Raw genomic sequence first — 21999 nt, forward strand, 5'->3', positions numbered from 1 at the left:
TCTGTAGGTTTTGTTAATGGGCTCTCATGAGCCTTCGGCTTGAGTCTCGGATGTGCAGGCCCCCGGCCGCTTCGCCATTTATTAAGAAGCCTCGCTAGTAATAGCGGGGCCTTTTTGTTTTGGACTCAAGTATAGACAGGGGCGTCGGGAGTCTTCCGTTTCTGGTGCACAGCAAACAAAGTCAGCGCTAAAGCTAGTGTTATGAATTCGGCGACGGGTAGGGCGGCGAGAAAGTGTGTTTGTTTCAGATAGGTCGAAAAGGAGAGGAGGAGTATCACTGGAAGCAGTAACCCTCTGCTTAATGCGATTGCAGTGGATTGCAATGGTTTCTGGATTGCGGTGAAATACGCGGAGATTAAGACATTCAGGCCACTGAACATAAGGCATGGCCAAAGGATATTCAGATAGAGCAAAGCACTTTGCTGTGATGCGCTTTCTAGATCTGAGAGGAACAATTGGGAGATATGCTGAGGGAACTGCGTACATACCAACACTAGTACAGTGCTAATACTTAGAATAGTTACTGCCGCTAATATCATGAATTGTCTGATACGGCGGAGATTCCCAACACCTAGATTTTGACTCACAAGAATATGGATAGCATCCACAATACCGTAGTACGCCATCATGCTGATAAACAGAACATAATTTGCGATAGAGAAGCCTGCAATTGCTGCATCATCTCCGTTTACGAGCAAGAGCCAGTGAACAGTAAAAATCACTATCCCTACAGATATTTCATTGATGAATTCAGAAAATCCATTGACGAATGCGCGTGTGGACTCTTTGATTTTTAAACCCTTTAACGTGAGCTTCAGGGTTCTGTTTTTCTGCACAAAAAAGGAAAGCAAAACGACGAGCTGTAGACTCTGGGCAATCGTGGTCGCCCATGCAGCCCATTCAATGCCTAACCCTAAGTATCCGAGGAAAAGAATATCCAATGCAATATTGGTGATTGAGCCAAAGATGAGCGCCGTCGTTGCTAATACCGGAAAACCGTCGGCACGTACAAAGTAATACAACACCATGGTGGTCAATTGGATGATTAGGCAGAAAGACATAATGCCAAAATAGCTATTCATGGTTTCATGTATGTCTTGTGGCGCATTGAGGGCATCAAATAGGTACCCACTGTTTGGTGTCACGATCGTCGCCATTGCTGCCGTGAACAACATTGCGCTAATGAGAGATTGGGAAAATATAGCGTCTGCTTTTTTCTGCTTCTTTTCACCTAAATATCTACCCGCCAATACTGTTCCTCCTATCGCAATCATCAAGCAAACAGAAAACATAAACGTAAAGTAAGGAATGAGCAGGTTAATTGATGCAAGAGGTGCTGCGCCTAGATAGCGTCCAACAAATATACCGTCAACAATGCTGGCACTTGATATGGCAAGCAATCCAGCGAGGGAAGGTAAGGCGAAGTAGAAGAATGTTGGGATGATCGGCGCGTCAGTAATGCGGTTTTTTGTGGCCATTGAGAGTCATGCTTTGTGTAAAAACGTTATCTTGTTCGAGTGAGTGAATCATCACTAGGGACCGGTTGTGAATTTGAGACCTTTCTGGAGGGGCGTTGTAACAAAAGTAACAGTTAGTGAAATGATAATTAATATCACTTAGGATTCTCAGCCTTGTTGGATGTAGCACTTACAAAGAGTGTTGCTCGCTTTGAAGGTGAGGTCATTTTGAGTCAGAACGCAAAGGAAATTGCAGATATTGCATCATTTCAGGCTTTCTTCAATTGCTACTTAAAAGAGATAGATGAAGGACATTGGTATACCGCGAAGCAATGGCAAGACGCGGACAAATCGATGCCACTCGAAGCTTGTGCCTGGGTCGTTGAAACGCCTCTGGCAGCCCAAAGCACTAAACTTGCCGTTACCATCAACTACCGCACCTTAGTGGGGTGTCATCGATTTTCTCGAGCCTATCTGTTCCACCCGTCGAGTTGTAAATGGCAAGAGGTGCCTTTTTCGAGTGTTGTGCAACTCCTTATTGAAACCATTTTCTCATCAAATGTTTTTTCGACCTTCAATGTTCAGCGTGAAAGGAATAAACAAGAACTGCTTTCCCGCGTAAATGAAAGTCGCTCATTAATGGATGCGTATATTTCGCAAAGACTTGATGATCCTAAGCTGGTAAGCACAGATTTTATCGATGCGGAACAGTCCCTGTTATATGGACATTGGCAACACCCAACCCCAAAAAGTCGTCAAGGTATGCTTGATTATCATCATGCCTATTATGCGCCAGAGACCAAGGGGCGTTTCTCACTGCATTATTTCAGTGTTGCTCGACGCCTTATATGTCAGCGTTCCGTGCTGACTATCTCTGCAGAAGAGATCATCACGTCTTCATTGCCAATATCATCACCTATAAAAGAGGGTCACTTGGTGCTACCCATGCACCCATTACAAGCTCAATGGCTTATTCACCAATCGAGTGTTCGTCGGTTGATGTCGGAAGGTTTGGTCGTCGACTTAGGTACGCAGGGCGTTGATTTCACCGCAACATCTTCCGTTCGCTCTTTGTATAACGCGAATTTAGCGTGGATGTATAAATTCTCGCTGCCGGTCAAAATAACGAACTCACTACGCGTGAATAAAAGGCATGAACTTGATGCTGGGGTTGTGATGGCGACACTCTATCGAAAAACAGGATTCAGCGAAGCGTATCCGCAATTCAAAATCATCACAGACCCTGCTTACATTACAGTTGTCTTGCCGGAACAAAGCGAAACAGGGTTTGAAGTCATTATCAGAGAGAACCCCTTTTCGGCCGGAAAAGATGCTGACGTTATTACCATTGCGGCGCTGACCCAAGAGGCCCTTCCGGGGGAGACATCGATGTTGTCTCGCTTCGTTCAAACCATCGCATTAAGAGATCACACCTCACTTTCTCAAGCTTCCATTAAATGGTTTGCTAAGTATTGGGAATGCAGTATCGAGCCTATGCTAAAGCTCTACGATGAGCATGGCATCGCCTTGGAAGCGCATCAGCAAAATAGCGTTCTTCAGTTAGAAGAGGGCTACCCGTCTATTTACTACTTCAGGGACAACCAAGGTTTCTACTTATCGAATGCGTACAGAAACCACCTCGCGGCTATGGAGCCAGAGTCAGTCACGGTTGATGCTCTGTACTTTGACGATGACGTTATTTGTGATCGATTCGCGTATTACCTTTTGATTAATAATTTGTTCTCTATTGTTGGCCGTTTGGGTTCAGACGGCTTGGTTGAAGAAAGAATATTGGTCAGCTTCGTTCAGCAGCGCCTTTTAGCATTGCGTCACGTTCTCACTGGCGCTGGCACCTTGTTTGTTGATCAGCTCCTCTCTCGATCCAGTATTCCCGCCAAAGGCAATCTATTAACACGCGTGCATGACGTTGACGAGTTGACGGTCGAAAATGAACAAGCGATCTATTGCCATATTCCTAACCCGTTGGTGATGACCTGCCTAGAAGAGCCAACGGAGGTTAACTATGCCTCTGCCTAATTGTGAACAACTGCCACCAGAAATAAGAGTTATCAAGCAGTTACTTGAGTCCTTGTTGTTTGAAAAGTTAGTTGAACCGTCCCCCTCATCTTTGACTGACGAGTTCTTATGGATGATGGGTAACCGTGAATACAAGGTTAAGGGCAGCATTGGTGCATTCGGTCGGTATCGATTAATGATGAATAGCCTGAAAATCAATGGGCGATCTATCGACGTGAGTAGCGAATGGCTGACGATCATTGATGATCTCCCAACCACAGCGAGCATCAAAAAAGCGCTGACAGAAGAGTTTCTTCAAACGGCACAACTCAGTCGTTGGAATGTTCAGCACTTACCTAAGCGGTTATCACGACGTGCATCAAGCTATTCCGAGCTAGAAAATCAACTGGATGAAGGGCACCCCTATCATCCCTCATTTAAAGCGAGAACGGGTTTTAGTGAAGCTGACCATCGAGCATTTGGGCCTGAAGCGGGCAATGTCTTTAACCTGTATTGGCTGGCGGTTCGTCATTCTTACTTCAAGCAAACCTTACCTGTAGAGCAGACACACTTTTGGCTTAATGAGCTTGGTCATGGGCAATGGAGTCGATTGTCCGGCGCGCTAAATGCTCATGATGCGACATGGGATGATTATGCGTTGCTGCCAATCCATCCTTGGCAATGGCAGCAATTGAAAGACGGTTGGCTAGCAAAATACCTTGCGACGAAAGACATTATATTTCTTGGCATTGGTTCAGATAAATATGTGGCGACGCAATCCGTACGAACGCTGTTGAACAAAGAGTCACCCCTGCACCCGAACATAAAGTTACCGATGAATATGGTGAACACCTCTTCTCATCGAAACCTTGCTGCACATTCTGTTTGCCTTGCCCCCATGGTTTCTCAATGGCTTGAAAACACACTCCATCGTGATGGTGAATTGGGCGGGATCAGCATTCTCAACGAGTATGCTGGTGCACGGTTTTCTGATGATTCATTGGATGTGACGTCATCAACTGAATTAGGTCAACTGGCTGTTATTTTTAGAGAAAGTGTAGAGCTTCATTTGAAAAAAGGAGAAGCGGCTATTCCGTTTAACGCCATCATGATGGTGGAACATGATGGGCTGCCATTCGTTACGGGTTGGGTTGAACGCTATGGACTTGATGCATGGCTAGCGCAGCTTATCGAAGTGACGGTAACACCAATATGGCATCTCTTGGTGAAACATGGCATCGGTATAGAACCCCATGGTCAGAACATGGTTCTAGTGCATCGTGATGGGTGGCCAGAGCGTATCATTGTTCGAGACTTTCATGAGAGCGTCGAGTACAACGCCGCATTTATCCGTGATGCAGACGCGGTGCCGAATTTTGCAGAGATTGAACCTTCACTCAGTGATGCGCTGCTCGATGATTATTACGCAATGAGTTCGATCGAACTGCTGCGAGAGCTTGTCATGGATACCTTGTTTATCTACAACCTTGCCGACGTTTCACACCTTATCAGTACTTTTTATCCTTTGCCTGAACACGAGTTTTGGCGCCGTGTTTCTCACAAACTCGACGAGTATGAAAAAGAACACCCTGAGCTTGCTGAGCGCTTGTCGCTGCTTGGATACCGAGCACCCGAAATTCTCACCGAATCTCTTATGACAAGAAAGCTGAAGGCGAGTAGCGCCGAGTGCCACCACTATATTCCAAACCCACTGTCTATTTAGCATATTGAACAATAGGGACGTTATGATTTTTGTTAACGATGAATTCTATGGTCATGAGTATTTTCATGACGCTTATGAGGCATTTAAAGCCGATCCCATCCTTGGAGACTGCGCGGGAAAACGCTTTGCGATATGCAGTGAGGACCCTGCTTATGTATTGTCTGTGTGTCTGTATTTGCGCCAACACGGCGGGTCTTTTTACCCGATATTTGCGCCGACACCTCGCCTTGCGGCCAAACGCTTAGCGAACCGTGCTGAGTGCCATTTCTTGTTGTTCGATAAACACCAGCCCGCGATGACATTGCAAAACAGTACAGTTGATAAAGATGCAGTACTTGTTCAAACAAGTTCAGGAACAACGGGTGAACCAAAAGTGATCACACGCACTTGGCAATCCATTGCTGAGGAAGTTGAAAGTTATGTGTCTTTCTTCTCAACCCCTCACACTATGACGCCACTTATTGCATGTCCCATCACGCATTCTTATGGGCTAATAGCCGGCGTACTTGTCGCCCTAAAGCGAGGGTTAACACCCGTTATCATCAATAACATCAACCCGAAATACTTGCTAAAAACCTTATTAAATACACCGAATCACTTGCTGTATTCCTCTCCCGCGCTGATTAACTCCGTGGTTCAGCTTTATCCAAAAGATCAGAGGTTACACGCGGTAATGACGTCAGGCACTGTACTTCCTGGGGCTTGGTTTGATGCGTTGCGAGAGAAAACAAAACACGTCTTCCAGCAATACGGTTGCTCGGAGGCAGGTTGTATTGCCATTAACGCAAATACGCTCACCGCAAACCAAATAGGACAGCCGTTACCACATTTGCAGGTCTTTGCAGGAAACGATGCTTCTTGTCCTGATGAAATTGTGATCACAAAAGGCGATGTAACCATCCACACCCAAGACCTTGGGTATATTGATGACAAAGGGGCGCTTTATTTTGTATCTCGGTGCGACGACATGATCAACGTATCGGGGCTGAATGTTTATCCACAAGACATCGAAAATGTTGTGCTGGAAATCCCTGACGTCACGGAAGCGATCGTCTTTAAGCGCCCTGATCCTTTTTCTGGGGAGCGTGTTTGTCTGCAATTTATTGCTACGAATCAGTTAGAACCAAGTCGCATTCGCCATTGGTGTGGAACCAGATTAGCGTCTTATCAGCTACCCGTAGATATCGAGCAATGTGAAGAAATTGAAAAAATGGCGAACGGCAAGATTAACCGCAAGGTGTTATCACAAAGCACAATTTCAATTCCGGCGTTAGGGTAAGGAGGTACCATGCAGCGCGAAGACATCATCGAATCCATCCGACAAGTGCTGGCTGAAAACATGCAAAGCCGACATATGGACAGCTTCAGTGAATCGGCAAAGTTAAATGAAGACCTGTATCTTGATTCAGTGCTGATTCTTCAGCTTATTCTGCATCTAGAACTCGATTTAGGATTGAGCGTGCCCGAGCAAAACATCACTGCTGCGGATTACGCAACCGTGTCGAGCTTGGCCGACTTTCTGTGCCGAGTGAACAATAAGGTTGAGGTGGTCGATGAGGTGACAACGGAAGAGTTTGAAGACGTAAAAGTGCATTGCTTTGTCAGTTGTGTGTGCGAGTCGCTCAAACGCAACGGGATCGATCATCGTCCGTTCTATTTCGGCGTGTGGGATGCCACTTTTACCATCAGTGAAGACTTTCAGCTTCAATACCATTCTGACGATATCAATCATGAACAGTTTCTTTCGTGGTATCAGCGCCTTTACGGCGTTCGCCTAGATTCTTGGTATAACGAGAATGTGTCTAAGCGACAAAACATTCAAGAAATGAATGTGTTATTGGCACAAAAGCCGAAGACAACAAACCTGATGGTTATGTTGGACATGTACCAACTGCCAGAGAGAGAGAATAAGTTTAGCCAGAACCCTTTCCCCCATTATGTCATGTTGGAAAACACGGATAACCCTGAAAAACTTATGGTGCTAGATCCTGATTTTCGTTGGGAAGGCTTGCTTGATCGCGAACGCATTCTGAATGCTATTGCACAGCCGAGTGTCGCCGGTGGTTATGTGTTTGATGAGCAGGGTTTGAAACACGCTGCTCCCGAGGATGTGAAAGCCTATTTTGAAGCATGCTTTATTGGGAGCTCGAACCCACTGACGGAAGCCATTCGCACCATTCTTAATGCGCATATATCGGGTGCTCATGGTGTTTCTCTGTCTGCCTTGAATTTCGCATTACGTGAAATTCGGGTTATTGCCGTTCGTAAGTATGCGTATGAACATGGTTTTGCATTCTTCTGGCGTGCACTTGGTCTCGTCGATGATGATTTTGAGCGCTGGTGTGATGTGATTGAAGAGTTAATTCAAACCTACTCATCTATTCAGTATCAAATCATGAAGCTTGCTGAGACCAAAGATTTGTCTTTGCAGGTGGGTATTTATGCTCTGTTAAATAAGCAGAATAAAACCGAAATGCGCATTAAAAAGCGTCTCCATGAAGTGTATAGAGATTGGTGTGAACTCAATGATTTGAACGTTGAAAAATGCGCTGAGGCTGTGTGATATGCAGTTATCAATTTGCACGATTTCGTTTCGACATCATCTGGTTTCTTTAGAAAACATCGCAGAGTGGGCGAGGTGTCATGACTTTCAAGGTATAGAGCTTTGGGGGGTTCATGCGCGTGGGTTAGAAACGCAGCCTCAATATGATGCCAAGTGGATCAAGGATATGGGGTTGTCTATTTCAATGCTTAGTGATTATCTCCCCATAGTGGGAGATGCGCGAGATGCAGAAGAAAAGTGTCAGCATATCTGTCGTTTAGCGAATTACTGGGAAACGTCAAAAGTCCGCACTTTTGCTGGGCATCAGGCGAGTCATCTCGTTGATGTTAAGCAGCGAAAGACAATGACACACCGCCTACATAAAATTTGTTGTTATGCGGCCGATTTAGGGCTGGATGTGCTTGTCGAAACGCACCCTGGAACCTTAGCGGATACTCCTAACTCCATTATTCAGTTGCTGGAAGAAGTTAACCATCCGGCATTGAAACTGAACTTTGATACCTTGCACGTTTGGGAAGCAGGAGAAGACCCTGTTGCTTTCCATCGGCGCGTGGCGCATTGCATCGGGCACTACCATTTGAAAAATGTACGTTCGAGAGATCAGTTAAACGTATTTTCTCCAGACAATGTTTACTCACCCGCAGGTTGTCGTTATGGCATGGTGCCTCTGTTAGAAGGAGCGATGGATTACCATCGATTTCTCCCCGAAGTGTTGAAAAACGATCATGCAACAGCCTCGTTGGAATGGTTTGGCAATGACGTTAAGCAAACGCTATTGGGGGATAAAGCTGCGCTCGATTCCGTTCAACGGCACATTCGCATGCATTCATAATCAAAATGAATGTGTCGCCCAACTAATTAGACCCAATTTATGTGACATGGATCCTATATGTAAGGTGATAGGCTTTTATAAAACGTAATGATATTGATAATCGATCGCATTTAATGGGCTCGAAAAAAGATGTGAGTGAAGTAATGAATGCACGAGGAGCACAGCATGGAAATATTTTGCTGGTTGTTGAGCCTGATAAAAAGTACGGACAAGTGCTTGTCGATCAACTTCAACGCAAAGGCTTTATGGCTCGCTGGTGTTTATCATCCGAGGAAGCGTTAGCACTGCATGATCAACTTGCAGTTGAACTCGTGATGTTATCGACATCGCTTCCTGAAATGAAAGGTCACTGCTTACTCAAACAACTGCGTCAAAAGGCATCAGTTCCCATTGTTTTATTAGCAAAAACATACTGCCAGCTTACTTGTGTTAACAGCTTTCTCTATGGCGCGGATGACTACATCACGCGCCAACAACCTTTCAGTGAAATTGTTTGTCGAACGGCGGCGATCTTAAGAAGAACGGGACAGCAGCCCATGCCGTTCCAACATTCTCTAATGATCGTTGATCAACTTGCCATGGATAAAAAGCAACAGATCGTGACCTTTGATGGGCAAGTTATTTCAGTCACTCCCATTCAATTTAAGTTGCTTTGGACATTGGTGGTTCAGCAACATCAGATCCTGAGTAAAGACTATTTGTATCAACGGGTTCTTTCTAGAGAGTTTCAAAAATACGATCGAAGTTTAGACATGCATTTGAGTCGAGTACGTAAAAAACTCGTGGCGGCAGGAATGGATGCGGAGCGTCTACAAACAGCGCACGGCGTAGGGTATTGTTTTTCCTAATCAACGGTGAGGAGTACACTTATTTCGATTAAGGTTTTTAAAATCAATTATTTAGTATAATTGTAACAGTTGTAAAATGCGTTTACAGAACAGCACTTCTTTTTGATAATAATGAAAATCATTATCGTTATCATTAATGGAAGTAAACAAGATGTTCCAAGGAAGTAGCTTCAAAATATCCCCGCTCAATATTGCTGTATGTACTGCACTTTTCAGTCATGTAGCCATCGCAAATACCGACGAAACCGTCGTTGTTACTGGTAACCCTCTCCAAGCCGCAGACGTCACGATTGATGCTAGTCAATTGGAGAAAAGCCAAGCGAGTGATCTCAACGATATTTTCCGCACAAGCTCTGAAGTTTCGGTAGGAGGGGGGACGGACTACTCGCAGAAAGTGTATGTGCGTGGTCTTGAAGACACCATGTTGAATGTCACCATTGATGGTGCTGTTCAAGCCGGCTCATTATTTCACCATCAAGGTAGCTTGTTTATTGAACCTGAGTTACTTGAGCAAGTTGACGTCTCAGCAGGTGCCGGGCGTGCGACTGATGGCGCAGGTGCCTTAGGTGGTGCTATCAAAATGAAAACCAAAGATCCTCGTGCGCTACTCGAAGCGGGTGAGCAATTTGGTGGTCGAGTAAAAACCACCTATTCCGATAACACAGATGGCTTTAAAACATCTGCGACAGGTTATGGCGCACTGAGCGATAAAGTCACTGTTTTGGCTTCTTTGGGCTACACCGACCAAGACGATTATGAAGATGGTAACGGAGACACGGCTGAATACACAGGCTTCCGTAACAAGTTTGGTTTCGCGAAGATTGTTGGTGAATTAACGGACGCTCAAACGCTTACCTTCAGTTATGAGCGCAAAGAAGATGACGCGACCCGTTACGCGCGTCCTCACATGGGTGACTTCAGCCGAAACTACCCATTGCTGCAAAGCACTTACCGCGATACTGCAACGTTAAACTATCTTTTGGATTCAGGCAGCACTTGGCTGAATCTAGATACCACATTCTATTACACCGATTTGAACCTTGAACGTTTCAACGATCCTAGATTCGGCACTTACATCGGCAATACAGAGTCAATTGGTGGTGATATTCGCAATACATCAACATTCGAGCAACTCACGCTAATTTACGGTACGGATTTCCGTAGAGATGAATCCACGTTTAGCGGAGGTAACCAGACCTTTGTAGACAAGGGTGATCAGGTGGGTGTCTATCTTCAAGGTGACTACAGTCTTACGCAGTCCATGATGCTAAGTGCGGGTGCGCGATATGACCATTATGCCCTAGATGAAGATCTACGAGATGGCGACTCTCGCTCAGAAGGCACAGACATTTCCGACAGCGGGTTCAGCCCCAATGTCGCAGCAACGTATTTCATCACTGAAGATGTGAACGTTATCCTTGGTTATGCTGAAGCATTCCGTGGCCCTCAAGTGAGTGAACTGTGGCTGTTGGATTATGCCTATAGCGCCAATGACCGTAAGGGTGAAACGGCGAAAAACACTGAACTGACTGTAAACTGGAGCTTCGACAACGGCTACCTATCTGCAACCGTTTTTGACAGTAAAATTGAAGATGTTGTTGATCGCGAGAGCAGCATTTTCGAGAACGTTGGCACATTGGATAACCAAGGGTTTACTGTTTCCGCTGGATATCAGTTGGAAAGTGTTGCGGCGACCATCAGTTACAGCCGAGCTGAACCAGAACTAAATGGCGTGCCTCTGAGCGACGGTAATATGAATATCGGCACGGCAACGGGGGACACTCTTGTAACTACGGTGAACTACTTTGCGACGGATGATTTGGAATTTGGTTGGACAGGTCGCTTTGTCGATCGTCTGACGGATGTGCCTGACGGCTCAGAAGAAAAACCAGGTTACGGTGTACACGATTTGTATGCGCAATGGATGCCAATCAGCGGCGAAGATCTCGCGCTGACAGCGTCGGTGAAGAATGTGTTTGATAAAGCTTACCGAGATCAAGCGAGCTTGAGTGAAGACTTTAATGGTACGTTTGAACCAGGACGTAACATCAAATTGGGTGTTAACTGGGGCTTCTAATGCCAAAGGTAAGAGGAACGAACGTTCCTCTTACGTCATGTCTTAGGGCATGGGTAAACATTTACAAAAGGAGAAGCTGAGCTTCTCCTTTTTGATTTTGATTACAATTATCTTCTTTGCTCTACTCTTTGAGTAACCTATTGCCACTTGCGTAAGTCTAGCCTGCTAAGATCATAGAGAAACGCTTTCTTGTGGGGATGAGATGAAGAAAACCTTATTCATGCTTTTTCTGTTTGCTTTATTCTTTTTGGGTGTAACCATGGCATTGGCAAATCCATGGGAGCGCGCGGGCCTGCCGTCAAATGGCCAAGAACAATCGATAGGCAGTTATGCCAATGGTTGTCTTCAAGGTGGAGAAGCCATGCCGCTGGTGGGGGAAGGGTATCAAGTTATTCGCCCATCAAGGAATCGATACTACGGTCACCCAGATATGATTGCCTACCTGACGAAACTCGCGGGGAAAACGAAAGGGTTCGGTCTGGATGACTTATTGATTGCCGACATTTCAATGCCTCGTGGGGGAAACTTCACCAGTGGGCATTCCAGCCATCAAACCGGCCTTGATGCCGATATCTGGCTGAGCTTTGCGCCGGAAAGGCTCAAGAAAAACATTGTCGAAAAACCGACAGCAATCAGCATGGTTGATTTGAAATCCTATTCGTTGCGTCGAGATAATTGGCTTGAGGAACATGCCGTTCTTTTCCAAGTGGCAGCCTCAGAGCCGGAAGTTGCACGCATCTTTGTTCACCCTGTCATTAAAGAGACCTTGTGTGAAATGACATGGGAGGACAGAGAATGGCTACAAAAGGTCAGGCCGTGGTGGGGACATCATTACCACATGCATGTTCGACTTCGCTGCCCTGATGGAAATACTTCTTGTGTTGATCAAGCAGCGCCCCCGCAAGGCGATGGCTGTGGCAGTGAACTCATAAGTTGGCGGCCAAAACCTAAAGATGAACAGAAAAAGGTCGTGACGACGAAGAAGAAAAAGCGGGTGAAAGTAAAACCAGAGCAGTGCTTGGTGGTACTTCGTCAGTGAGGTAAAAGTGCGCAATGACATTTAGCGGACAATAAAAAAGCGCCTTTCGGCGCTTTTCTTATGCTAGACCCTGAAGGGTAACGAACTTCTCTAAGAGTTCATCGTTCGTTTCACGATGTTCTGGATCGATAACGATGCAGTTCGTGATAGGGCAAACCGACTGACACGTTGGCTTTTCATAGTGACCCACGCATTCCGTGCATTTGTCTGGATCGATTTCGTAGATCTCAGCCCCGAACGTAATGGCTTCGTTCGGGCACTCTGGATCGCACATGTCGCAGTTAATGCACTTCTCGGTGATCAGCAGTGCCATGGATTACGCGCTCGCAGTTTGAGCAGTAACCGGGTTGCGGGTATTTGTCCCATCTACCAAGTTGCGCATTAATAGACCGAAAGAAAGATCCATATCCGCAGGCACTGGGATAAACACAAAGTGTCCGTTACCTTTCGCGTCGTCGATGATTTCGCTCTTGCGGTTTTCCATCGTTTCTAGCGTGAAGGTCACGTTGCCGTTTGGTGTCATCACTTCCAGAGAATCACCCACAACAAACTTGTTTTTCACTTCGATTTCAGCCAAATCACCGCGGCGTTTACCCGTAAATTCACCAACAAACTGCTGCGCGTCTGAAACCGAGTAGCCGTAGTCGTAGTTTTGGTATTCGCTGTGATTGTGACGACGAAGGAAACCTTCGGTGTAACCGCGGTGCGCCAAGCTTTCTAGGGTGCTCATCAAGGTTTCGTCAAACGGCTTACCTGCTACCGCGTCATCGATCGCCTTACGATATACTTGCGCAGTGCGTGCGCAGTAGTAGAAAGACTTCGTACGGCCTTCGATTTTCAGCGAGTGAACGCCCATCTTCGTCAAACGGTCAACGTGCTGGATAGCGCGAAGATCTTTTGAGTTCATGATGTAAGTGCCGTGCTCGTCTTCAAATGCTGCCATTTTCTCTTCTGGGCGATGTGCTTCGCTCAGCAGTACAACTTCGTCGGTTGGTTTACCAAGACCCAGCGTGTTGTCAGGACGTTCTTCAACGTCTTGAACTTGTACGGCATCTTGCACTTCAACGATTTGACCCGTTTCGTCTTCTTGCGCTTTCTCTGCTTTGTATTCCCAACGGCATGCGTTAGTACAAGTACCTTGGTTCGGGTCACGTTTGTTAATGTAACCAGAAAGCAAACAGCGGCCTGAGTACGCCATGCAAAGTGCACCATGAACGAAGATTTCAATCTCCATTTCTGGCACTTCTTTACGTACTTCTTCGATTTCTTCTAAAGACAGTTCACGTGAAAGGATCACGCGCTCAATGCCTTGAGTTTGCCAGAACTTCACCGTCGCCCAGTTAACGGCATTCGCTTGAACAGACAAGTGAATCACCATTTCTGGGAACGCTTCGCGAACCATCATGATCAAACCTGGGTCTGACATGATCAGCGCATCTGGGCCCATATCAACAACAGGCTTTAGATCGCGGATAAAGGTTTTTAGCTTTGAGTTGTGCGGTTGGATATTGCACACCACATAGAACTTCTTACCCAATGCGTGGGCTTCATCGATGCCGATTTGAAGATTCTCATGGTTAAACTCATTGTTACGCACGCGAAGGCTGTAACGTGGTTGGCCTGCATAAACCGCATCTGCACCGTAAGCAAACGCATAACGCATGTTTTTTAAGCTGCCAGCAGGCGAGAGAAGTTCTGGAACAAACATATTCAATGCTTCTTATTTCTGAGTGTAAGTCAGGCGCATCAGACGCTGATGCGAAGGAGCGGCGATTTTACTGTGATCTTGTTAACATAGCCAGTTCGATTCTGGAAACCTTTTGAAGAAAATAATGTCATTCTTACAGCCCAAGGGTTTATGCGAAGTGTGCGCATAAAATGACGGAATAGCTTGGTGTTAATTGCCAGTAATGGATGGCGATAAATTGAAACACGTGGCGTGTGTCTATACTCTTGTCAGGTCGTGATGAATAAATACTGCGTAATTGAGAAGTCGTTTAATGTACGAAAAGAAAACCAAGACGATGAGTAAGTTGTCTAAATCGATGCTTGGCTTAATGGGATTGTCACTTGTGACGGTCGCCGTGTCCGTCAATTTCTTAAGCTCGGACGCGTCTCGAATCATCCCTTTAACGATTTCGAATTCTTTGCTTCCCTCTTTCCCCGCGAATGATGTGGCAGTGACTGACACTGCCGTGATTGAAAAACTGGCGCTCCCAGATTATGAATACACCATTCAATCTGGTGATAGCCTTAGCCAGATTTTCATGAAGTTAGGTATTCCTTATAGCGATTTGCTTAATTTGATGGAAACCGACCTTAACCATCTGCGCATTGATACCCTTCAACCGGGGGATATTTTGCGTTTTTGGGTTGATGGCTCCGCGAAGCATCTCGACAAGCTCGAACTGGAATTTAACGTCGCATCGAAAGTGATGTACCAGCGAGAAGATGACGGCACGTTCGTGTTCAACGAAATCGATATTCCTGGCGAGTGGGTGCAAACCGTCTCCGCGGGCGATATCAAAGGCAGTTTCTCTGTTTCAGCGCGAAAAGCGGGGCTGAGTTACAACGACGTGGATACCGTTACCAACCTGCTTAAAGACAAAATCAACTTCTCGCGAGATTTGCGCGCAGGTGATCGCTTTGAAGTGGTTCGCGCTGAGCAATTTGTTGACGGTGTGCCGAGTGGTCAACGAGAAATTCAAGCCATACGTATTGAACGTCGTGGCGCGCCGATCACTGCGTATTTGCACACAGACGGAAATTACTACGATAAGAGCGGTAATAGCTTGCAGCGTGCTTTCCAGCGCTATCCGACGGTAAGCAAAAAACGTATCAGTTCGAGCTTTAATCCGAAACGTAAGCACCCTGTGACGGGGCGCGTATCTCCGCACAACGGTACTGACTTTGCCGTACCAACGGGTACGCCGGTAGTGTCGACAGGGGATGGTGTGATTGTCATGGTGAGAAATCACCCTTATGCGGGTAAATACATCGTTGTGGATCACGGGAACCAATTCCGAACACGTTACCTGCACAACAGTAAAATTTTGGTGCGTAAAGGCCAACGTGTGACGCGTGGTCAGCGCATTGCCTTATCAGGACGTAGCGGTCGTGTCACTGGGCCCCACATTCACTATGAACTGCTGATCCGTGGTCGTGCTGTTAACCCAATGACGGCGAAAATCCCGATGGCCACTTCTGTATCACGCAGTGAAATGACCGATTTCAAAAAATCTGTGGCGTCTTACGACAAGATGATGTTTGCAAAGATGTAGTGGCTTTTGAACATAAAAAAACAGCGCCGATTGGCGCTGTTTTTTTATGTGGCGATATGATCGCGAAGCGAAAGGTTTAGTCGCTTCCCGTATCAATCCCATCAAGTTCTTCATAAAGGTTTGGCAAGAACGCGCCAAGCTCACCGCACATCAGAGACAAATCTGCATCAAGGCGTTGAGCGATGTCTTCACGGTCGATGTCTGCATTTTGATCACGCAGTTCTTCAGAGAACTTAATGCGCTTGATAGACATGTCATCACAAAGCATCAGTTCGATACGGTCTTGCCAGTTAAGTGCCAGTTTGGTCACCAACTTTTCCGCTTCGATGTGCGCGAGAATTTCATCACTCGACAGATCTTGTTGCTTACAGCGGATCACGCCGCCTTGTTCCAGAATCGCTTTTAACTCAGCTTCATCACCAATGGTGAAACCTTTGGGTGCAGCGTTTGAGCGAACCCATTCTGTCATCGCTAGCTCGACAGGCTTGTTGGTTTCAACAGGCACCACAGGCAGACTACCCAATGATTTACGTAGCAATGCCAACACGTCTTCTGCTTTTTTTGCACTGCCGGCATCAACAATCACGAGGCCAGTTTTTGGCATGATCAACGCATAGGTTTGGCTCAAACGGCTGAATGCGCGCGGCAGCAAATCCATCACGATGTCATCTTTAATGCTGTCTTTTTCTTTTTTCTTCAATGGACGGCCTTGCTCTGTTTCCATCGCATCAACACGCGCGTTTAGCGAGTCTTTGATGACGGAAGCAGGAAGCATTTTCTCTTCTTTGCGCGCACAGATCAGAATGTTGCCATCACTTACGTGGGTCATCATGTCGCCATGTTTACCTAGCGCAGTGGTCCAGCCGAATTTTTGCATGTCTTGGCTGCCACAAGGCGTGAAGCGAAACTCAGACAATTGCTTCTCAATGTGCTCTGGGTCGAGGTCGATATCGCGCGAAAGGCGGTAGGTGAAAATGTTCTTGAACCAAATCATGGCGAGGCTTTATCCATCCAGTAATGACAAAGGCCACATGGTATTGCATTCAAGGGAGAATGTCGCTTCAAATGGGGTACAATTTGGCACTGAGCACAAGAACGAGCACACAACTTGCGATGAAAATACTTCACACCTCTGACTGGCATTTAGGACAAAATTTCTTCACAAAAAGTCGCCGAAGCGAGCACCAAGCGTTTCTAGACTGGTTGTTAAATCAAATCGATGAACACCAAATAGATGCCGTTATTGTCGCGGGAGATGTGTTTGATACTGGCGCGCCGCCAAGCTATGCACGTGAACTGTATAACCAGTTTGTGGTGTCAATCAGCCAGCGTCATTGCTCGTTGATTGTCTTAGGTGGAAACCATGACTCAGTATCCACGCTAAAAGAATCTAAATCGTTACTGGCTTGCCTTCATACACAAGTGGTGGCCAACACCAGTGACGACCTTCAAGACCAATTGTTGACGCTGAAAACCAAGGCGGGTGACGTCGGCGCGATTGTCTGTGCAGTGCCTTTTGTACGCCCTCGCGATGTGATGACCAGCCGTGCTGGGGAGTCTGGCACCGAAAAACGCCAAGCGTTAGGCGATGCCATCAAAGCCCATTATCACGCCTTGTATCAAGCTGCGGTTGAATTGCGCAGTGAACAGCAATGGCAAGTGCCCATTATCACCACTGGGCATTTAACGGCGTTAGGGGTTAGCCCGTCTAAATCGGTGCGTGACATCTATATCGGTTCACTGGATGGCTTTGCGGCTGATGGTTTTCCCCCTGCGGATTACATCGCCTTAGGGCACATTCACCGTCCTCAAATTGTCGCTAAATCAGAGCATATTCGCTACAGCGGATCGCCGATCCCTCTTAGCTTCGATGAACTTAAATTCAGCAAGCAAGTGGTGCTGGTGGAATTCGACGGTGAGCAGCGCATTGGTATCGAGCCTATCAGCGTACCGAGCTTTCAGCCTATGGCTGTCCTAAAAGGGTCGCTGGAAGAGATAGAGGTACAGCTTTCTGCGTTAAAAGATCATGATGATCCAAAACCTATTTGGCTGCACATCGAAGTCGCGGTGCAAGACTATCTGTCCGACTTGCAGCAGCGCATTCAGCTGCTTACCGAAGACCTCAATGTGGAAGTGCTTCAACTGCAACGCGCTCGCACACAAAAATCGCAAGCACTGACCCAAGAGGCAAAAGAAACTTTGGCGGAATTAACCCCGCAAGACGTTTTCCAAAAACGTCTCGACTTAGAAGTGTTTGACGGCGAAGTGGAAGAAGCCCGTAAAGCCCGCATTCAAACGCAGTTCGCGCAAATCGTCGCGGAAGTTGAGCATGTGGAGGCGGGCGAATGAAAATCCTCAGCTTACGCTTTAAAAATTTGAACTCGCTGAAAGGCGAATGGAAGATTGATTTCACCCAAACACCGTTTTCAGACAATGGCTTATTTGCCATTACCGGTGCGACGGGGGCAGGTAAAACGACCTTGTTGGATGCCATCTGCTTGGCGCTTTATCACCAAACACCACGATTGGGGCTGATCTCCACATCAAGCAATGAAATCATGACGCGGGGCACGGCGGAGTGTGCCGCAGAAGTCGAGTTTGAAGTGAAAGGTCACCCGTACCGCGCGTTTTGGAGCATGCGACGTTCTCGTGGCAAGGTTGACGGTAACTTGCAACAAGCCGACGTTGAGCTTGTCGATGCAAAAACGGACAAGGTGTTGGCAACACAAGTGAAGCAGAAGAATGAGTTGGTGGAAGACATCACTGGCCTCGATTTTTCGCGATTCACTAAATCCATGATGTTGTCGCAAGGTGATTTTGCCGCCTTCTTAAATGCCAAAGAAAACGAACGTGCGGAGTTGTTAGAAGAACTCACGGGCACGGAGATTTACGGTCGAATCTCTGAGAAAGTGCATGAGCATTTTGCTGCAGCAAAATTGCAACTTGGTCAAAAAGAAGCGGAAGCCAAAGGTGTTCAACTGCTGAATGCTGAAGAGATTGAAGCCATCGAAGTGGCCTTGGCTGACGTGGACGCTAACCATAAAGCACAACAAGGGCGACAGGCTGAACTCGTGGCTCATCTTGCGTGGTGGAAGGAATACCAAAAGAGCCAACAGGAACAGTCACAGGCAGAACAGCAGCAACACCTTGCGAAATCAAACTGGGACGCTGCCCAACCGCGCATTGAAAAATTAGAAAACAGTGAGCCTGCAGAGAAGCTGCGGATGCCCTACGAGCTATGGCGAACCGCCGTGCAAAAAAGTGCATCAAGTGCAGACGCATTGGCGGCGAAACAGCACATGCTGACAAGCAGTACGGCCCAAAACGAAATGGCTGAAAAAGCCCTGACATTAGCGCTGGACACCTTGAAGCAGACGAAAGTGCAGCACCAAGCGCTTGATGTGTTGATCACCGAAAAAGTCATGCCACTTGATAACGAGATCAAACATAGCGCTCAGCGTCATCAAGAGATGTCTGCGCAGTGTATGGCATTACAAACCAAGTGTGTTGAACATACCTCGGATCGTGACGCAAAAGCGCGAGCCCTAGAGGAGCAAACCCAAGCACTCGATGTGGTGACGACGTTCCTGAGTGAGCATCAATCGGCGGGAATGCTTCAACAACACCTTGGTAGGTGGGCACAAATGGGTGAGCAGATTCAGCAAGAACAATCTGCAATGGCGGGGCTGCATGAGCAAGAAAAGACCCTCATGGCCGCCCTCAATGCTGACAAAGCCCGTGCGGAGAAAGATCAAAAAGAACAACTCACCGCCGTTGTAACCAGTGATACGGCGAAACGCCACTGGGAGGCGCTGCAACATGCGTTTGCAGAAGCCACAGCAAAAGGTGATGTGGATGCATTGGATAAGCAGCGTGAGCGATTAAACAATCAGCTTTCAACGCATTTCCAGTTGAGCCAGTGGCAGCAGCAATGGTTGGATATTGATAAAGACAATGTCGAGAAGCGAGCGCTACTTGAACAGCAAACGGTGTTAGCGACAACCCTAGAACAAGAGCTGGTGGCACTTCGCGGTCAGTTCAAAGATAAAAAGCAACTTATTGACGCGCTAGGCAAGCTTGTCAGTCAAGAAGAGCACCTCGCTCAATATCGCGCAGCACTTCAGCCCGAGGAGGCGTGTCCACTGTGTGGCTCGACTGAACACCCTGCGTTGGCTGGGGCGGTACTGAATGTATCGGAAACCGTTCAACAGAAAATGGATGCCGAAACAGCACTGAGTCAGCTGGAAATTACAGGTAAAGAAACCGGCGTGAAGCTGGAAACATGCAAGCGTTACGTCACTGAGCTTGAACAGCAACTCACCCGCACACAATCTCAGCAGGCAGCATTAGAACACCAGTGGGCCGAAACCTCTGCAGCATTGGGTCTGGCGTTGACGATATCGCAACAAGACGCGTTTATGGCCTTCAATGATGAGCAAAAGAATGCGCGAGATACATTGACCCAAACGCTGGCTCAGCTAAAAGAGCACGACAAGCACCTTCAACTTGCTAAGCAGCAATGGGATGAAGCCGTGCGTGCACAAGCAGGGTTTGAACAGGCACTGTCTTTGCTGACGCTAACCATTGAAAACAATGAACGACAGTTACAACGTTTGCTCGAAGACCTGCGCCAGCGTTTAGACAAGCTCGATACCTTGCAAGCGGGCCTGAACACGCAAATTGCCGATAGCGGTTACACCGCGCCACATGCCGACACGCTATTAACCTGGCTTGAGGAAAGAAAGCAAGATGCTGAACAGTGGGAACAAAATACACAGCGTAAAGACGTACTTGGAAAGACGGTAGCGCTGTTGGAATCTGAACTTGCGAGTATCTCTCGTGAGCTGAGCGCGTTGAATGAGCAGCTGTTAGCCGTGCAAACGGACAGCGAGAAACTGCTTGGGGCATTGAATGCCGCGAAAACGCAACGCGAAGAATTGTTCGGCGACAAAGTGGCGGAACAAGAAAGGCAACAGAGTGCTGTGACATTAGCGAACGCCGAAGAAACCGTGACGGTAACTCAGCAGCAAGCTCAACATTGCCAAGGTGATTTACGTGCAATTCAAGCAGAAACAAGCAGCTTAGAGCAAGCGCTCAATGGCCAGAAAGAAGATACGGCAAGCAAAGAAGCAACGTGGAATGAACGTTTGAAGGCATCGCCTTTCACATCGCTTTATACCTTCCAATCTGCCTTGTTGCCTGAAGAAGAAAAGCAGCAACTGTTGGTAGAAAAGCGCCAACTTGAGAATGCCTTGGAAGGCGCGAAAGTCCTGCTTCAAAAAGCACAATGTCACGTGGCAGAAGTATTGGCACGTGATAATGCAGAACTACTAGAGCAAACACCACTGGATGAGGTGGAAACAGCCCTTCAGGCTCAGACGGATGTGTTGAACCAACTGGCAAAACGCAGTGGTGAATTGAGCAATGAATTATCATCGGATAAGCAACGCCGAGAGAATCAGCAAGCCTTGTTTGAACAGATTGAGCGTCTTCGCGCAGATTATGATGATATTCAGTACTTGCACTCACTGATCGGCTCTCAAAAGGGCGATAAATTCCGTAAGTTCGCCCAAGGCTTAACGCTGGATAATCTTGTCTACCTTGCCAACAAGCAACTGGACCGTATTCATGGCCGTTATCAGCTTAACCGCAAGCAGGGCGAGGGGTTGGAGTTGAGTGTGCTTGATACATGGCAAGGCGACATAGAGCGTGACACGAAAACCCTATCCGGCGGTGAAAGCTTCTTGGTCAGTCTGGCGTTGGCACTGGCGCTGTCTGATCTTGTGAGCCACAAAACCAGCATTGATTCGCTTTTCCTTGATGAAGGGTTTGGCACGTTAGACAGTGAAACCCTAGACATTGCATTGGATGCGCTCGACAGCTTAAATGCATCTGGCAAGATGATTGGTGTGATCAGCCATATCGAAGCCATGAAGGAACGTATTCCGACGCAATTGCGTGTGACGAAAAAGACAGGGTTAGGGATCAGTGAGTTAGAAAATCATTATCGTGTAGCATCATCGTCATCGTGTTGAAGGCGGCATTTTCCGTGGCCTGTCGTGAAATGACGACAGTTGGGATGATTTTCTGTGCTGTGATAGCTCGTGATGGGTCACAAAAATGTCATAATATAATCACATAATGGCGTCCAAGAAATAAACGT

At 47.0% G+C, this 21999-nt stretch carries 15 protein-coding genes; 11 read left to right on the plus strand and 4 right to left on the minus strand.

Going from position 1 to position 21999, the window contains the following annotated elements; translation table 11 throughout:
* Nucleotides 1-125: 125 nt before the first annotated feature.
* Entirely contained in the window at nucleotides 126-1478 is a 1353-nt protein-coding gene (locus BCT27_RS14720) for an MATE family efflux transporter (RefSeq protein WP_102396111.1), read from the minus strand.
* Between the two features lie 207 nt (nucleotides 1479-1685).
* Here BCT27_RS14720 and BCT27_RS14725 point away from each other — a divergent pair, with 207 nt between their 5' ends.
* The 8 genes from BCT27_RS14725 (at nucleotide 1686) to mepA (ending at nucleotide 12555) form a co-directional block, all read left to right on the plus strand.
* On the plus strand, nucleotides 1686-3494 hold the full coding sequence (locus tag BCT27_RS14725; RefSeq protein ID WP_241908578.1) for an IucA/IucC family protein: 1809 nt from the start codon (nucleotides 1686-1688) through the stop codon (nucleotides 3492-3494).
* Complete coding sequence (locus tag BCT27_RS14730; RefSeq protein WP_102396113.1) at nucleotides 3481-5196, plus strand: IucA/IucC family protein; 1716 nt, start codon at nucleotides 3481-3483, stop codon at nucleotides 5194-5196. The genes BCT27_RS14725 and BCT27_RS14730 overlap by 14 nt, the downstream gene beginning before the upstream one ends.
* A gap of 22 nt (nucleotides 5197-5218) precedes the next feature.
* Nucleotides 5219-6475 (plus strand): AMP-binding protein, encoded by a 1257-nt coding sequence (locus BCT27_RS14735; RefSeq protein WP_102396114.1) that lies wholly within the window; start codon nucleotides 5219-5221, stop codon nucleotides 6473-6475.
* A 9-nt stretch (nucleotides 6476-6484) separates the two neighbouring features.
* Nucleotides 6485-7759: a DUF6005 family protein gene (locus BCT27_RS14740; RefSeq protein ID WP_102396115.1), complete on the plus strand. Its 1275-nt coding sequence runs from the start codon at nucleotides 6485-6487 to the stop codon at nucleotides 7757-7759.
* Between the two features lies 1 nt (nucleotide 7760).
* On the plus strand, nucleotides 7761-8591 hold the full coding sequence (locus BCT27_RS14745; protein WP_102396116.1) for a sugar phosphate isomerase/epimerase family protein: 831 nt from the start codon (nucleotides 7761-7763) through the stop codon (nucleotides 8589-8591).
* Nucleotides 8592-8734: 143 nt separating this feature from the next.
* Complete coding sequence (locus BCT27_RS14750; RefSeq protein ID WP_241908579.1) at nucleotides 8735-9439, plus strand: response regulator transcription factor; 705 nt, start codon at nucleotides 8735-8737, stop codon at nucleotides 9437-9439.
* 151 nt (nucleotides 9440-9590) lie between these two features.
* The gene (locus BCT27_RS14755) at nucleotides 9591-11516 is read left to right on the plus strand and encodes a TonB-dependent receptor domain-containing protein (RefSeq protein ID WP_102396118.1); all 1926 of its coding nucleotides are present in this window, start codon (nucleotides 9591-9593) and stop codon (nucleotides 11514-11516) included.
* A gap of 202 nt (nucleotides 11517-11718) precedes the next feature.
* The gene (mepA, locus tag BCT27_RS14760; protein WP_102396119.1) at nucleotides 11719-12555 is read left to right on the plus strand and encodes a penicillin-insensitive murein endopeptidase; all 837 of its coding nucleotides are present in this window, start codon (nucleotides 11719-11721) and stop codon (nucleotides 12553-12555) included.
* A 58-nt stretch (nucleotides 12556-12613) separates the two neighbouring features.
* Here mepA and BCT27_RS14765 read toward each other — a convergent pair whose 3' ends face one another.
* Nucleotides 12614-12868 (minus strand): YfhL family 4Fe-4S dicluster ferredoxin, encoded by a 255-nt coding sequence (locus BCT27_RS14765; RefSeq protein WP_102318964.1) that lies wholly within the window; start codon nucleotides 12866-12868, stop codon nucleotides 12614-12616.
* Nucleotides 12869-12871: 3 nt separating this feature from the next.
* Entirely contained in the window at nucleotides 12872-14263 is a 1392-nt protein-coding gene (gene trhP / locus BCT27_RS14770; protein ID WP_102318963.1) for a prephenate-dependent tRNA uridine(34) hydroxylase TrhP, read from the minus strand.
* A gap of 292 nt (nucleotides 14264-14555) precedes the next feature.
* Here trhP and BCT27_RS14775 point away from each other — a divergent pair, with 292 nt between their 5' ends.
* Nucleotides 14556-15836 (plus strand): peptidoglycan DD-metalloendopeptidase family protein, encoded by a 1281-nt coding sequence (locus tag BCT27_RS14775; RefSeq protein ID WP_102396120.1) that lies wholly within the window; start codon nucleotides 14556-14558, stop codon nucleotides 15834-15836.
* A gap of 76 nt (nucleotides 15837-15912) precedes the next feature.
* Here BCT27_RS14775 and rdgC read toward each other — a convergent pair whose 3' ends face one another.
* On the minus strand, nucleotides 15913-16827 hold the full coding sequence (gene rdgC / locus BCT27_RS14780; RefSeq protein ID WP_198597572.1) for a recombination-associated protein RdgC: 915 nt from the start codon (nucleotides 16825-16827) through the stop codon (nucleotides 15913-15915).
* A 122-nt stretch (nucleotides 16828-16949) separates the two neighbouring features.
* Here rdgC and sbcD point away from each other — a divergent pair, with 122 nt between their 5' ends.
* Both sbcD and BCT27_RS14790 read left to right on the plus strand, forming a co-directional pair.
* On the plus strand, nucleotides 16950-18185 hold the full coding sequence (gene sbcD, locus BCT27_RS14785) for an exonuclease subunit SbcD (RefSeq protein WP_158240036.1): 1236 nt from the start codon (nucleotides 16950-16952) through the stop codon (nucleotides 18183-18185).
* Nucleotides 18182-21871 carry an AAA family ATPase gene (locus BCT27_RS14790; RefSeq protein WP_102396121.1) on the plus strand — a complete coding sequence of 1230 codons (3690 nt, stop codon included), beginning with the start codon at nucleotides 18182-18184 and terminating at the stop codon, nucleotides 21869-21871. The genes sbcD and BCT27_RS14790 overlap by 4 nt, the downstream gene beginning before the upstream one ends.
* Nucleotides 21872-21999: the final 128 nt, after the last annotated feature.

It is taken from the genome of Enterovibrio norvegicus (assembly GCF_002876705.1).
GTDB lineage: Bacteria > Pseudomonadota > Gammaproteobacteria > Enterobacterales > Vibrionaceae > Enterovibrio > Enterovibrio norvegicus_B.

Excerpts from the sequence above, each read along its gene's own strand:
- BCT27_RS14775 (WP_102396120.1), top strand. The coding sequence starts at position 14,556 with ATGTACGAAAAGAAAACCAAGACGATGAGTAAGTTGTCTAAATCGATG.
- sbcD (WP_158240036.1), top strand. The coding sequence starts at position 16,950 with ATGAAAATACTTCACACCTCTGACTGGCATTTAGGACAAAATTTCTTC.
- BCT27_RS14720 (WP_102396111.1), bottom strand. The coding sequence starts at position 1,478 with ATGGCCACAAAAAACCGCATTACTGACGCGCCGATCATCCCAACATTC.
- BCT27_RS14765 (WP_102318964.1), bottom strand. The coding sequence starts at position 12,868 with ATGGCACTGCTGATCACCGAGAAGTGCATTAACTGCGACATGTGCGAT.
- BCT27_RS14730 (WP_102396113.1), top strand. The coding sequence starts at position 3,481 with ATGCCTCTGCCTAATTGTGAACAACTGCCACCAGAAATAAGAGTTATC.
- BCT27_RS14735 (WP_102396114.1), top strand. The coding sequence starts at position 5,219 with ATGATTTTTGTTAACGATGAATTCTATGGTCATGAGTATTTTCATGAC.
- mepA (WP_102396119.1), top strand. The coding sequence starts at position 11,719 with ATGAAGAAAACCTTATTCATGCTTTTTCTGTTTGCTTTATTCTTTTTG.
- BCT27_RS14750 (WP_241908579.1), top strand. The coding sequence starts at position 8,735 with ATGAATGCACGAGGAGCACAGCATGGAAATATTTTGCTGGTTGTTGAG.
- BCT27_RS14740 (WP_102396115.1), top strand. The coding sequence starts at position 6,485 with ATGCAGCGCGAAGACATCATCGAATCCATCCGACAAGTGCTGGCTGAA.
- BCT27_RS14790 (WP_102396121.1), top strand. The coding sequence starts at position 18,182 with ATGAAAATCCTCAGCTTACGCTTTAAAAATTTGAACTCGCTGAAAGGC.
- BCT27_RS14755 (WP_102396118.1), top strand. The coding sequence starts at position 9,591 with ATGTTCCAAGGAAGTAGCTTCAAAATATCCCCGCTCAATATTGCTGTA.
- trhP (WP_102318963.1), bottom strand. The coding sequence starts at position 14,263 with ATGTTTGTTCCAGAACTTCTCTCGCCTGCTGGCAGCTTAAAAAACATG.
- BCT27_RS14745 (WP_102396116.1), top strand. The coding sequence starts at position 7,761 with ATGCAGTTATCAATTTGCACGATTTCGTTTCGACATCATCTGGTTTCT.